Origin of the sequence: Proteus sp. PR00224, from assembly GCF_016238105.1 — a bacterium.
In the GTDB taxonomy this organism is placed as follows: Bacteria; Pseudomonadota; Gammaproteobacteria; order Enterobacterales; family Enterobacteriaceae; genus Proteus.
The window spans coordinates 248,965-262,636 of record NZ_JAEHQU010000004.1 but is presented as its reverse complement, the minus strand read 5'-3'; the positions used below and the strand labels follow the sequence as shown (position 1 = coordinate 262,636).

General features: G+C 39.5%; 11 protein-coding genes. 6 read left to right on the top strand and 5 right to left on the bottom strand.

Annotation, left to right across the window (positions count from 1 at the left end):
* Positions 1 to 198: 198 nt before the first annotated feature.
* Positions 199 to 693 carry a leucine-responsive transcriptional regulator Lrp gene (lrp, locus tag JEP71_RS09795; RefSeq protein ID WP_004244566.1) on the bottom strand — a complete coding sequence of 165 codons (495 nt, stop codon included), beginning with the start codon at positions 691 to 693 and terminating at the stop codon, positions 199 to 201.
* A gap of 544 nt (positions 694 to 1,237) precedes the next feature.
* On the opposite strand from lrp, the gene trxB reads away from it, so the two are divergent.
* The 5 genes from trxB (at position 1,238) to infA (ending at position 7,115) form a co-directional block, all read left to right on the top strand.
* Positions 1,238 to 2,197 (top strand): thioredoxin-disulfide reductase, encoded by a 960-nt coding sequence (gene trxB, locus JEP71_RS09790; protein WP_109373510.1) that lies wholly within the window; start codon positions 1,238 to 1,240, stop codon positions 2,195 to 2,197.
* A 141-nt stretch (positions 2,198 to 2,338) separates the two neighbouring features.
* Positions 2,339 to 4,108, top strand: a complete 1,770-nt coding sequence (gene cydD / locus JEP71_RS09785) for a heme ABC transporter permease/ATP-binding protein CydD (RefSeq protein ID WP_198626161.1) — start codon at positions 2,339 to 2,341, stop codon at positions 4,106 to 4,108.
* Between the two features lie 2 nt (positions 4,109 to 4,110).
* Positions 4,111 to 5,862: a heme ABC transporter ATP-binding protein/permease CydC gene (gene cydC, locus JEP71_RS09780; RefSeq protein ID WP_198626160.1), complete on the top strand. Its 1,752-nt coding sequence runs from the start codon at positions 4,111 to 4,113 to the stop codon at positions 5,860 to 5,862.
* A gap of 1 nt (position 5,863) precedes the next feature.
* Entirely contained in the window at positions 5,864 to 6,556 is a 693-nt protein-coding gene (gene aat / locus JEP71_RS09775; protein ID WP_198626159.1) for a leucyl/phenylalanyl-tRNA--protein transferase, read from the top strand.
* Positions 6,557 to 6,896: 340 nt separating this feature from the next.
* The gene (gene infA / locus JEP71_RS09770; RefSeq protein WP_004244560.1) at positions 6,897 to 7,115 is read left to right on the top strand and encodes a translation initiation factor IF-1; all 219 of its coding nucleotides are present in this window, start codon (positions 6,897 to 6,899) and stop codon (positions 7,113 to 7,115) included.
* Positions 7,116 to 7,238: 123 nt separating this feature from the next.
* On the opposite strand, the gene clpA is transcribed toward infA, so the two are convergent.
* Entirely contained in the window at positions 7,239 to 9,530 is a 2,292-nt protein-coding gene (gene clpA / locus JEP71_RS09765; protein ID WP_198626158.1) for an ATP-dependent Clp protease ATP-binding subunit ClpA, read from the bottom strand.
* Positions 9,531 to 9,560: 30 nt separating this feature from the next.
* The gene (clpS, locus tag JEP71_RS09760; protein ID WP_109373506.1) at positions 9,561 to 9,875 is read right to left on the bottom strand and encodes an ATP-dependent Clp protease adapter ClpS; all 315 of its coding nucleotides are present in this window, start codon (positions 9,873 to 9,875) and stop codon (positions 9,561 to 9,563) included.
* 288 nt (positions 9,876 to 10,163) lie between these two features.
* Between clpS and cspD the strand changes: the two genes are divergently transcribed.
* Positions 10,164 to 10,373, top strand: coding sequence for a cold shock domain-containing protein CspD (gene cspD, locus JEP71_RS09755; protein ID WP_109373505.1), 210 nt, complete (start codon positions 10,164 to 10,166; stop codon positions 10,371 to 10,373).
* 137 nt (positions 10,374 to 10,510) lie between these two features.
* On the opposite strand, the gene macB is transcribed toward cspD, so the two are convergent.
* Entirely contained in the window at positions 10,511 to 12,463 is a 1,953-nt protein-coding gene (gene macB, locus JEP71_RS09750; protein WP_198626157.1) for a macrolide ABC transporter ATP-binding protein/permease MacB, read from the bottom strand.
* Positions 12,463 to 13,572, bottom strand: coding sequence for a macrolide transporter subunit MacA (macA, locus tag JEP71_RS09745; protein ID WP_198626156.1), 1,110 nt, complete (start codon positions 13,570 to 13,572; stop codon positions 12,463 to 12,465). Before macA ends, macB begins: the two co-directional genes overlap by 1 nt.
* Positions 13,573 to 13,672 lie beyond the last annotated feature (100 nt).

Genomic DNA, 13,672 nt, shown 5'->3' with positions numbered 1-13,672 from the left:
AATACGGCGACGGTTGCTTATCTTTGTTAAACGAATATTTTTATCTTCTGTATATTCCTGGCTCAAAGAGGGCTCTCCAGGTTTAACTTAGGGTGAATTAAAACGGAACAACGCTGAGATATCCCAGCGTTGAAACTGTATGCATAGACAGGAGTGTACCTAACTTTTTCCTGCTTTGCACCAACCTATTAAGTTGGCTTAGCGAGTTTTAATTACAAGACGGTTACTTTGTTTAACTTCTTCCATAACCACGTATGTACGTGTGTCATTAACGCCTGGAAGACGTAACAGTGTTTCACCGAGTAATTTACGGTAAGCGGACATATCAGGTACACGAGTTTTCAACAGATAGTCAAAATCACCAGAAACTAAATGGCATTCTTGGATTTCTTCAAGTTTTTGAACAGCCATATTGAATTGTTCAAAAACATCTGGTGCACCACGGTTTAATGTGATTTCCACGAATACTAGTAATGATGCATCTAAGTAATGTGGGTTTAACAGTGCAGTATAACCAGAAATAAATCCTTGGCGTTCTAAACGACGTACACGCTCTAAACAAGGCGTTGGTGATAAACCTACACGTTTAGATAGCTCAACGTTTGAAATACGACCATCTTTTTGAAGCTCATTTAGAATATTCCGGTCTATTCTATCAAGATCTTTACCCGGACGTTTTTTATTATCAATCATCTCTATACTCTCTTTCTCTTTTTCTCTTACTTTATTTTCCTATACCCATACCTGTACACCTTCAGCATCACTGTCGAAACTTCGGTATCAAACGGTCAGAGCAAACTACCAATCTATTTTCTTTTAATGCCAGATAAAAGTTCTATTTTATCCAAATACTCATTAGCAAATATCACAAAGTAACTATCCTATGCCCTGTCTGTCTAAAAAATAATACGTACAACATCCGAGGATAATTATCTTTAACAATCATGTTTTCGCAAATGTACAGCGGATTGTCAAAGCAAATGAGTAAAAATCAGAACAAGGCGCTATGTTATTCTCTATATACGCAAGATAAACATCAATTGTAAAGCAAAATGTTTCAGGTTAATTCGATGATGTTAGCCCAATATAACTCTATAATTATTAAACTATATTAGTATTAACTATTGCTAAAATAGCTAAAATATTATGTCTATTTCTCGTCATTGGCTTTTTTTAACGTCTTATTTCTCCTACAATCCCTCAATTCGCATCACGCCTAATCAGAGATGAGGTATACATGAGCACCATCAAACATAGCAAACTTATTATTTTAGGTTCAGGCCCTGCGGGTTATACCGCCGCCGTTTATGCTGCAAGAGCAAACTTAGAACCAGTACTGATTACGGGTGTTGAAAAAGGCGGTCAGCTGACAACGACAACAGAAGTCGAAAACTGGCCCGGTGACCCAGAAGGGTTAACAGGTCCTGGATTAATGGACCGCATGTTTCAGCACGCTGAAAAATTTAATACAGAGATTATCTCTGACCATATTAATAAAGTCGATCTGAAAAACCGTCCATTCCGCCTATTTGGTGATGAACAAGAATACACTTGTGATGCATTAATTATCGCAACAGGCGCTTCTGCACGTTATATCGGTTTACCTTCAGAAGAATCTTTTAAAGGCCGAGGCGTTTCGGCTTGTGCAACGTGTGACGGATTTTTCTATCGTAACCAGAAAGTCGCTGTTGTCGGTGGCGGAAATACCGCTGTGGAAGAAGCTCTTTATTTAGCGAATATCGCATCAGAAGTTCATCTGATCCACCGCCGTGATTCTTTCCGCTCTGAAAAAATCTTAATTAACCGTTTAATGGACAAAGTCAACAGTGGCAATATTATTTTGCATACTGATCGCACCTTAGACGAAGTTCTTGGCGATGATATGGGTGTAACTAAAGTTCGCTTAAAAGATACTAAGAGCGATAAAACCGAAGAATTAGAGGTTATGGGTGTCTTTATTGCTATTGGACATAGCCCTAATACCGCTATTTTTGATGGTCAATTAGAATTAGACAATGGTTACATCAAAGTACAATCAGGTACTCAAGGTAATGCAACACAAACCTCTATCGAGGGTGTTTTTGCAGCAGGTGACGTAATGGATCACATTTATCGTCAAGCAATTACCTCCGCAGGCACAGGCTGTATGGCTGCTTTAGATGCAGAACGTTACTTAGACGCACTAAAATCCAACTAAAATCATCACTTCCTTTCAAGGCGCTATTTCAGTAGCGCCTTTTACCATGTAACATACTAGCCTGGTTGCCAAAGCGTATAACTACTTACCCTTGGCCTTTCTGATACTGTGTATCTCACCTGCAAATTTGAATCTTTTCTTATGGATAAAACTAAACAAAGTGAATTGGTTCGATGGCTGAAACAGCAAAGTGCTCCAGCCCGCCGATGGCTACGGCTATCAATGATCTTAGGTGTTGTAAGCGGTTTATTAATTATTGCACAAGCATGGTTATTAGCTGTTTTACTTCAAGCATTTATCATGGACAGTCTGAGTCGTGATATACATATACCTACCTTTCTCACCCTTATTGGTATTTTTATCTTACGCGCTGTAGTGATGGCGATAAGAGAGCGTGTAGGTTATCGATGTGGTATGGCGGTCAGGCAACAAATTCGTAAAATCGTGCTTGATAAACTTGAAGAGCTAGGTCCTGTTTGGGTTAAAGGCAAACCCGCAGGGAGTTGGGCAACAATTATTCTAGAGCAAATAGAAGATATGCAAGATTACTATGCGCGTTATATTCCGCAAATGTATCTTTCTACTATTGTGCCTATTCTTATCCTTATCACCATTTTCCCTGTTAACTGGGCTGCTGCCTTGATTCTATTTTTCACCGCCCCACTGATCCCGCTATTTATGGCATTAGTTGGATTAGGTGCAGCAGATGCTAACCGCAGAAACTTCCTCGCATTAGGTCGTTTAAGTGGTAACTTCCTAGATAGATTAAGAGGGCTAGATACATTACGGTTATTTAACCGTGGTAATGCAGAAGTTAAACAAATCACCGAAGCAACAGAAGATTTCCGCAAACGTACAATGGAAGTGCTAAGAATGGCATTTCTTTCGTCAGGCGTATTGGAATTCTTTACCGCTGTTTCTATCGCTGTTGTGGCTGTTTACTTTGGTTTTTCTTACTTAGGTGAACTTAGTTTCGGTAGTTATGGCTTAGGTGTCACACTATTCTCAGGCTTTTTAGCACTGATCTTAGCCCCTGAATTTTTTCAACCTTTGCGTGATTTAGGAACTTACTATCATGCCAAAGCACAAGCCATTGGCGCCGCAGAATCTCTGGTTGAATTTTTAGAAGCCGATGGTGAAAAACCACAATTCACAGGTAATGAGCGCATCGACACAACAGAAAGTATTGAGATTACAGCTCATGAACTAGAAATTCTATCTCATCAAGGTGTTAAACTCGCAGGTCCATTAAACTTTACCATTAACCCTAATCAACGAATTGCGATTGTGGGTCTAAGTGGTGCAGGCAAAAGCTCGCTATTAAATGCGCTACTCGGCTTTTTACCTTATCGTGGCTCATTAAAAGTTAATGGCGTTGAATTGACGCAACTATCACCTGAAGCATGGCGTCAATGTTTAAGCTGGGTTGGTCAAAATCCTAATTTACCAGAACAAACCTTGCTAGATAATATTCGCTTAAGTAATCCTAATGCCAGCAATGAACAAATCAATCTTGCCATTGAAAAAGCGTATGTCAGCGATTTTATTAATGAGTTACCTGACGGCTTAAATACGATTATTGGCGATAGTGCTGCACGCCTTTCTGTTGGTCAGGCTCAGCGTATTGCTGTTGCTCGTGCTTTATTGTCGCCTTGTCAATTTTTGTTATTAGATGAACCCGCAGCAAGCCTTGATTCTCATAGTGAACAACGTGTCATGCATGCGCTTAATAACGCTTCATTAAATCAAACAACCTTGCTTATTACCCATCTACTTGAAGAAACATTGGGTTACGACCAAATTTGGGTGATGGAAAAAGGTCAGATTATTGAAACTGGCACTTATGCATCATTAAGCCAACAGAACGGCACTTTTGCTCGCCTTCTTGCTCATCGTAAAGAGGAACTTTAATCATGAGAGTATTGCTTCCTTTTCTTGCGCTCTATCGACGTCACTGGTTTATGTTATTGCTGGGGATTATCCTTGCAATTCTGACGTTACTGGCGAGTATTGGTCTTTTAACACTATCGGGCTGGTTTTTAGCAGGTACATCTCTTGCGGGTTTTGCGGGTATTTATAGCTTTAACTATATGCTACCCGCAGCGGGTGTTCGAGGTGCAGCAATTTTTCGTACTGCGGGTCGTTATTTTGAAAGGCTTGTCAGCCATGACGCAACGTTTCGCGTATTATCGCACCTACGTGTATTCACCTTTAAAAAGATCCTCCCTCTTTCGCCAGGTGGAATTGCACGTTTTCGTCAAGGTGAGTTACTAAACCGCTTAGTTGCTGATGTTGAAACGCTCGATCATCTTTATATTCGCGTTATTTCCCCTATCATTGCCGCTTTTGTTGTCATTATGACAATTATGTTTGGCCTTGGTTTAATCGATGCACGTTTAGCCAATACGCTAGGTGGCATTATGCTTACCTTGCTGATTGTTTTGCCTTTCGTATTCTACTACGCGGGTAAACCTATTGGTCGTGATCTCACCGATTTACGAGGTCAATACCGCACAGTATTAACTAGCATGTTGCAAGGACAAGCCGAGCTAACTGTTTTTGGCGCATTACCTCGTTTTAGACAAAATCTGGCGCAACTTGAAGCTAAATGGCTACATAGACAAGCACAACAAGCAAATTTAACTGGTTTATCGCAATCATTGATGATCCTCGCATCAGGCCTAACAGCAACATTAATTTTATGGCTGGCGGCTGATGGTATCGACAATAGCTTTATGCCAGAAGCGTTAATTGCCTTATTTACGTTCTGTGCATTGGCAGCATTTGAATCTTTAGCGCCTGTTACTGTCGCTTTCCAGCATTTAGGTCAAGTGATGACATCAGCAACACGAATTTCTCATTTAATTGAGCAAAAACCCGATGTCACTTTCCCTGAAAAAGGGGGAGAAAAAAATAATCGCGCCACACTTACAATGCACAATATTTGCTTTACTTATCCAGCCCAACCAATGCAAGTGATCAATCATGTTGATTTAACGATTGAAGCTGGACAACACATTGCATTACTAGGAAAAACAGGGTGTGGTAAATCGACGCTATTGCAGTTGATCAATCGAGCTTTTGATCCGACTCACGGCACTATCAGTTTAAATAATCTGCCTATTGCTGATTATGATGAAGCGACATTACGTTCAATGATGTCAGTTGTTCCTCAACGTGTTCATGTTTTTAGTCATACATTAAGAGAAAACTTAACAATGGCTAAAGAAGATGCAACAGATGAAGAGATTAAACATGTTCTTCAGCAAGTTGGTCTTGGGCAACTACTTGAAAATGATGAAGGCTTAAATGCATGGATGGGTGATGGTGGTAGACAGCTCTCTGGTGGCGAACAGCGACGTTTAGGACTTGCAAGAGCCCTACTCCATAATGCACCTCTTGTATTGCTTGATGAGCCAACAGAAGGCCTTGATGCCGATACAGAACAGCAAATCCTTGCACTCTTGCATCAGCATTGCCAAGGTAAAGCTGTATTAATGATCACACACAGACTTCACGGTTTAGATAAAATGGATAAAATCTGCGTTATGGATGGCGGAAAAATCGTTGAAACAGGCACTCATGCTTCGTTGTTACAACAACAAGGGCATTATGCTAAATTTCATCAAAGACAGGCTCTATTAACACCAACGCACGAGGCATAATATGCCGTTGTTTCAATTGGATGATAATGATTTAGATTTTCCAGAGCCTCACTTAGCTTTAAAAGAGCCTAATGGTTTATTAGCGATAGGGGGAGAAATCTCCCTTTCACGATTACGTGTTGCGTATCAATCGGGTATTTTCCCTTGGTACTTTCCTTATGAAGAACCACTTTGGTGGTCACCTGATCCAAGGGCCGTTTTACCAGCTGGTGATTTGCATATTGGGCACAGTTTACGTAAATTTATTCGGCACCAGCCTTATAAAATCACGTTAAATCATGCCTTTGCTTCAGTTATTGAGGCTTGTTCTGTACGTGAAGAAGGTACGTGGATAGGCCCTGATATAAAAACAGGTTATGAAGGGCTTCATCAACAAGGTGAAGCTCACTCTGTTGAGGTTTGGGAAGGTGATGAACTCGTTGGAGGATTATATGGTGTAAACATGGGTGCCGTTTTTTGTGGCGAATCTATGTTTAGCCGTAGAGATAACGCCTCTAAATGTGCCTTTATTGCTTTTTATAACCATTTTCTTCGTTATGGGGGTCAACTATTTGATTGTCAGGTGCTAAACTCTCATACTGCCTCGTTAGGTGCCACTGAGATCTCTCGTGAACATTATTTAGTTGCGTTATCTCGTTGGAAAAAAGTGATTATTGATAAAAAGTGTTGGTATCAGCAATCGTTGGAATTATAATCACTGCTTGTTTTTGTAAAGCCCTTCTTATTTAAGACAGAATCGAGAATGCCATTCTGTTATTTATGCAAAAAAGGTTTATACAAAAATTTTATCTTACACACCCATTATGTGGTTTGGGTGCTGTTATTTTATTGCTACAAATACCACAAAATAAAGAATTACGACTTCTGTTATTACTTTTACTTTAGCAAAGTAAAACGCAAGTTGCGGTAAGGATGTTAAGTGCAATAGCAAGGTGAACACCATTGCTATCCAATAACATTCCTTTACATAGGACAATATTTTCGGCATTATCTTGCCGTTTAAAAAATATGGTTATTAAAACTTAGAGGATTAGATGGCCAAAGAAGACAACATTGAAATGCAAGGCACTGTACTGGATACTCTGCCAAACACGATGTTCCGCGTTGAATTAGAAAACGGACACGTCGTTACCGCTCATATCTCAGGAAAAATGCGTAAAAACTATATTCGTATCCTGACAGGCGACAAGGTTACCGTTGAGCTGACCCCATATGACCTGAGCAAAGGCCGTATCATCTTCCGTAGCCGTTGATCCCAATCTGTTCTCTCCCGCTATTGTCATATAACGGGTGAAAAAAAACACCACAGGCAAGGCATTTATTGATGCTCACCTGTGGTGTATGCTTTTATAGCTTAGTGAGATTAACCGCTATCCTTAGATAACGGTATCTTCATTCTTAGCTAATTTTTCTTGGCTAACAAACTCATAATTCAATTTGCCTGCCAGCTTATCTAGTGTTACAGAAACTGAACCACCATTAACAAGAGAACCAAATAAAATCTCGTTAGCTAATGGTTTTTTCAAGTTTTCTTGAATAACACGCGCCATTGGTCTTGCGCCCATCGCTCTGTCATAACCTTTATCACATAACCATTGACGTGCTTCTTGGCTAACTTCTAGCGATACCCCTTTATCATCTAACTGCACTTGCAGTTCGACAATAAATTTATCCACCACCATAGAGATAATTTCTGGTGATAATGCATTAAACCAAATAATACTATCTAAACGGTTACGGAACTCTGGTGAGAAGGCTTTTTTGATTTCAACCATCGCATCAGTACTGTTATCTTGCTCTGTAAACCCAATCGATTTACGTTGAGTTTCACGTACACCCGCATTGGTTGTCATCACTAAAATAACATTACGAAAATCTGCTTTACGTCCATTGTTATCAGTTAATGTACCGTTATCCATTACCTGTAACAGGATATTGAATACATCAGGGTGTGCTTTCTCAATTTCATCAAGTAACACAACAGAATATGGGTTTTTAATGACAGCGTCTGTTAATAATCCACCTTGATCAAAACCAACATAACCAGGAGGAGCACCAATTAAACGACTGACCGTATGTCTTTCCATATATTCCGACATATCAAAACGTAACAGTTTTACATTTAATGCGTTTGCTAACTGTACAGTGACTTCCGTTTTACCTACCCCCGTAGGACCAGCAAATAAGAACGACCCCACGGGTTTATTATCTTGGCTTAATCCTGCACGGCTCATCTTAATCGATTCAGATAAGGCATGAATTGCTTGATCCTGACCGAATACCAACATTTTTAATTGGTTATCGAGATTTTTCAGCATTGATTTATCACTGCTAGAAACTGTTTTTTCAGGAATTCGTGCAATTTTAGCCACAACCGACTCAATATCAGAGACATTAATGGTTTTCTTACGTTTACTTGGTGCAACTAAACGTGTTTTTGCACCTGCTTCGTCGATAACATCAATAGCTTTATCAGGTAGATGTCTATCGGTGATGTATTTAACCGATAAGTCCACCGCGGCCTGAATCGCTTTATTGGTATAACGTACATCATGGTGCGCTTCGTATTTCTGGCGCAATCCTTTGATGATCAAAACCGTCTCATCTGGAGATGGCTCAGTCACATCAATTTTTTGGAAACGACGCGCAAGTGCTCTGTCTTTTTCAAAGATATTGCTAAATTCCTGATAAGTCGTAGAGCCTATAACGCGAATTCGACCACCTGACAGTAAAGGCTTAATTAAATTTGCCGCATCAACTTGTCCCCCCGATGCCGCTCCTGCACCAATAATGGTGTGGATCTCATCAATGAATAAGATGCTTTTTTCATCTTTTTCTAGGGTTTTCAGTAATGCTTTAAACCGTTTTTCGAAATCGCCACGATATTTTGTTCCCGCTAATAGCGAACCAATATCGAGTGAGTAAATCGTGTAACCTTTCATCACATCAGGTACATCATCTTGCTCAATACGCCATGCAAGCCCTTCTGCGATAGCTGTTTTACCGACACCCGATTCGCCCACTAATAATGGGTTATTCTTGCGACGGCGGCATAACACTTGGATTGTTCTTTCTAATTCAGCTTGGCGCCCAATTAGGGGATCAATTTTACCTTGGCGCGCTAACTGATTAAGGTTAGTGGTAAAATTATCCATATGATCGTCACCTTGAGGCATCTCTTGTTGAGATTGTGCGTTCATATCATTCATGTCAGAAAGATCTTCGTTTTGTTGATCTTCTTTTGAAATGCCATGAGAAATAAAGTTAACGACATCAAGGCGACTAACGTCGTGTTTACGTAATAAGTAAGCTGCGTGAGACTCTTGTTCACTAAAAATAGCCACCAGCACATTAGCGCCAGAGACTTCATTTTTGCCTGATGATTGAACATGAAAAACAGCGCGCTGTAATACACGCTGAAAACTCAGCGTTGGCTGTGTTTCTCTGTCCACATTTTCAGGCAGAATTGGGGTCGTTTTACGAATAAAGACTTCAAGTTCTTCGCGTAAGACTACTAGATCGACTTTACAAGCTTCCAATGCTTCGCGTGCCGATTTATTACTTAATAGCGCCAACAACAGGTGCTCTACAGTCATAAATTCGTGTCTGTTATCACGGGCTTTCGCGAATGCAACATTAAGACTCAGCTCTAATTCGTGATTAAGCATAAGCACCTCCTCCTTAAAAAACTAACCGGATTATGCCTGTTCAAGAGTGCACAAAAGTGGGTATTCGTTTTCTCTTGCATACAGATTAACTTGAGCCACTTTTGTTTCGGCAATATCCGCACTATAAACCCCACAAACTCCTTTTCCTTTATGATGAACGTCCAACATAATTTGCGTTGCTTTTTCCTCGCTAAGGAAAAAATACATCGTAAGCACTTCTACAACAAAATCCATGGGGGTGTAATCATCATTATTCAAGATCACCTTATACATTGCTGGTGGCTCATTTAGCTGATGAACATCATCCCTTAACGTGGTTTCTGTTAAAAAATCAAACTGACCCATTGTTTTGCATTACTCATAGTTTTGTTAAACGTCACTTTCAATTATGACATTTAGTTTACCATCTCACAGGAAAGTCTGCCTATCAACGCTTTTTTATTCCCTCTTTTTACATCCAAAAAATAACAAAGCGTTAGCTACATCAAAATTTCGCCTCATTGAAACACTTTCTATCCCCTTCACCTCTTGACGACTTAAACAATAAAATAGAGTATGTTTTATGAACAGCTCAGTAAATATACTGAAAGTGATGTTAAACAAATAAATACAAGTATATGAGAGAAGCTAAGTATGGAGACAGGTACAGTAAAGTGGTTCAATAATGCTAAGGGTTTTGGTTTTATTACCCCGGCAAATGGTGGCGAAGATATTTTTGCCCACTATTCAACAATTAGAATGGAAGGCTACCGCACACTTAAAGCGGGACAGAAAGTTAATTATAGCACGATAAAAGGACCTAAAGGTGATCATGCTGACCTTATCATTCCTATTATTGAATAGAGGATAATTGACAGTATAGATAAACCCAATAAAAATACCTTTTACACAATGCAGTTCGATACTTTTAATTTAAAAGAATGCCTAATTCATTCAAATAAAAGCCCTTTCTATTAAGGGCTTTTATCTTATGGCTTGCGTTATTCTCTCGCGAGAGCATCTATTGGATTCATTTTTGCTGCACTTCTTGCAGGTAAAAATCCGAAAATAATTCCAATAGCAGTTGAACAGATAAACGCACTGACTAAGGCAATAGGCTGGAAAACAAAATGCCAATCAGGCAACATCACACTGGCAATCATTGCGATACCAAATGAAAGGCCAATACCTAATAATCCACCCACTAAACAAACTAAAACAGATTCGATCAGGAATTGTTGCATCACATCACTCGCTCTGGCACCAACCGCCATTCTAATCCCTATTTCTCGAGTTCTTTCAGTTACGGAAACTAACATAATATTCATTACACCAATACCACCAACCACCAACGAAATAACAGCAACTAATGTCAGAAACAGTTGCATTGTCTGTGTGGTTTTTTCAGCGGCTTTCAACAAGCTGTCGATGTTATAGGTGAAAATATCTTTCTTACCATGTCTAATCGTTAATAGGCGAAGTATTTGCTGCTCTGCCACACTCGCATCATAGCCCTCTTTCGCCCTTACTGTGATGTTATCAAGGTAAGCCCGATTTAAAATTCGGCTATTTAATGTGCTGTAAGGTACCCATACTCGTAATGACTTATTATCACCAAAATTCGATTTTTGTTCAGCAACCACCCCTATAATCGTAGAGGGAATATTACGGATAATAATTTGCTCACCAATCACCTCTTTTTTAGTAGGAAAAAATCGACGTAATGTATTTTGATCAATCACTACAACTTGAGCTTGCCGTTGGATCATATCAGGTGTAAATGAATGTCCTTGAGCGAATTTCATGGCATAGACAGAAAAATAATCATCACTGACACCCGCAACAGTGGCAGGTGAGTCTTGATTTCCACGACGTAATCGCGTACTAAATTGCACCTGTGGTGTCACCGCTTGTATGTAAGATTGTTGCTTAAGTGCATAGACATCTTGGATAGTTAATGATTGCCTATCTTCAGGCGAATCACTGCCGAAATCTTTCCCAGGATAGATATCAATAGTATTAGAGCCAATAGCTTTTATATCTGCCAGCACCATGCTTTTAGCTGCATCGCCAATCACAATAATAGTGACGACAGAGGCGATACCAATAATAATGCCGAGCATCGTTAGCAAAGTGCGTACTTTATTCACAACCATTGCACGCCAAGCCATATCTAATGCTTGTGTGAAACGCCCAAATATTTGCCCTAAATAAAAATAAGAAGAAGCTAAAACAGAGGTTGTCTCTTTTTTAACTTTATTTGCTGTTATTTGATGGTAATTATCATTAATAATCTTACCATCTTTTATTTCTATAATTCGCTCAGCCTGTGCCGCAATTAACGGATCATGGGTTACGATAATAACCGTATGCCCTTGTTCATTTAATTGCTTAAGAATGGACATCACCTCTTTACCAGAATGGCTATCCAATGCTCCTGTCGGCTCATCAGCAAGAATGACTTCACCACCATTCATTAATGCTCTAGCGATACTTACACGCTGTTGTTGACCGCCAGAGAGTTGATTAGGGCGATAATCAACGCGATCACCTAATCCTAAGCGCGTTAATAATTCACGAGCCCTTTCTTTTCTTTGAGTGGCATTTTTATCTGCATAAATTGCAGGAATTTCAACATTCTGTTCTGCATTTAAATGCGACATTAAATGGTAGCGTTGGAAGATAAAACCAAAATGCTCACGGCGTAATGCAGCAAGTTGATCGCCTTCCATTTTCGCAACACTTTGACCTGCAACTTTGTATTCACCGCTACTTGGTTTATCTAAGCAACCTAAAATATTCATTAAAGTCGATTTACCGGAGCCAGAAGCGCCAATAATCGCCACCATTTCTCCGGCATTAATCGTTAATGAAATTTTATTGAGAACAACGGTTTCTTCTTCACCATTAGTATATAAACGGCTAACCTCATTGAGCTCTAATAATGCAGGCATCATGCTTCTCCTGAAGTTTCACCCAGAATAACCTCATCGTTTTCTTTCAATCCGCTGAGAACTTCTGCATAAACATCAGTACGCATTCCTATTTTTACTGTGCGTCTTTCTGGCTGACCATTAACCAATACATCAACATAATATTCATTAATTCCAGCATCATCACCTAACACAGAAAGCGGGACGAGAAGCACATCTTTCTTATTTTCAATAAGAATTTTAACTTGTGCCGTCATTTGTAAACGTAATAAGTGTTGGTCATTAGGCACTTCGAAACGTGCATAGTAAAAAATGGCATCATTAATTTTTTCAGGTGTGGGTAAAATATCTTTTAACTTACCGCTAAAGGCTTTATCTGGCGCACCTAGAACGGTAAAAGAGGCGCTGAGATCAGGTTTTAAATAGATAACATCTGCCTCTGATACTTCTGCTTTTACTAGCATTGTGTCTAAGTCAGCTAAAGTTAAAATAGTCGGCGCTTCTTGCGCTGCAATCACCGTTTGACCTTCAAGGGTTTTAATAAACGTGACAACACCATCCATAGGTGCCGTAATACGCGTATATTGCAGATTTGTTTTTGCTGTATCTAAAGTCGCTTGGTTCTTTTTAATTTGCGCTTCATAAGTGATGATGCGTGCTTTTTTCACTTCAACATCGGTTTTAGTGCGATCAAGCTCTTCTTGTGCAATCACATGGGTAGCAATCAACTTTAATTGTCGTTGATATGTCAATTGTGCCAAGCGCAATTCAGCCTGTGCTTGTTGAAGGTTGGCTTTTAATTCATTGTTTGTTTCTTGAGATTCAATGACGTCATTTTGCGCTTTTTTAGGATCAATAATCGCCAATAAATCACCTTTTTTAACAACATCCCCTTCTTTTACATATAAAGTTTGTAGCTGACCACTAACCTGCGCACCGACATCAACTTTACGCACAGCATCAAGCTTACCTGTTGCGGTCACTTCTTTTGCCAGATCACCGCGTGTAATTGTTTGAGTTTGATAGGTGGGTGTATTTTCTCTCGGCCAGAAAAAATACATCGCAATTGCCACAATAATCAAAATAAGGGTGATCACTTTCCCTTGCTTTTTTAAAGATAAAAAAGCCATAAAATATCCTTCTAATACAATAAGACTAAATAAAAGCCGTGAGATTGAGTTGCAACTTAATGCCACAACTCAATATTAAGATCAGTAATTACGCAATAAT

Coding starts and splice junctions, on each gene's coding strand:
- lrp (WP_004244566.1), bottom strand. CDS start 693: ATGATTGATAATAAAAAACGTCCGGGTAAAGATCTTGATAGAATAGAC.
- cydC (WP_198626160.1), top strand. CDS start 4,111: ATGAGAGTATTGCTTCCTTTTCTTGCGCTCTATCGACGTCACTGGTTT.
- macB (WP_198626157.1), bottom strand. CDS start 12,463: ATGCCTGCATTATTAGAGCTCAATGAGGTTAGCCGTTTATATACTAAT.
- cspD (WP_109373505.1), top strand. CDS start 10,164: ATGGAGACAGGTACAGTAAAGTGGTTCAATAATGCTAAGGGTTTTGGT.
- infA (WP_004244560.1), top strand. CDS start 6,897: ATGGCCAAAGAAGACAACATTGAAATGCAAGGCACTGTACTGGATACT.
- cydD (WP_198626161.1), top strand. CDS start 2,339: ATGGATAAAACTAAACAAAGTGAATTGGTTCGATGGCTGAAACAGCAA.
- macA (WP_198626156.1), bottom strand. CDS start 13,572: ATGGCTTTTTTATCTTTAAAAAAGCAAGGGAAAGTGATCACCCTTATT.
- trxB (WP_109373510.1), top strand. CDS start 1,238: ATGAGCACCATCAAACATAGCAAACTTATTATTTTAGGTTCAGGCCCT.
- clpA (WP_198626158.1), bottom strand. CDS start 9,530: ATGCTTAATCACGAATTAGAGCTGAGTCTTAATGTTGCATTCGCGAAA.
- aat (WP_198626159.1), top strand. CDS start 5,864: ATGCCGTTGTTTCAATTGGATGATAATGATTTAGATTTTCCAGAGCCT.
- clpS (WP_109373506.1), bottom strand. CDS start 9,875: ATGGGTCAGTTTGATTTTTTAACAGAAACCACGTTAAGGGATGATGTT.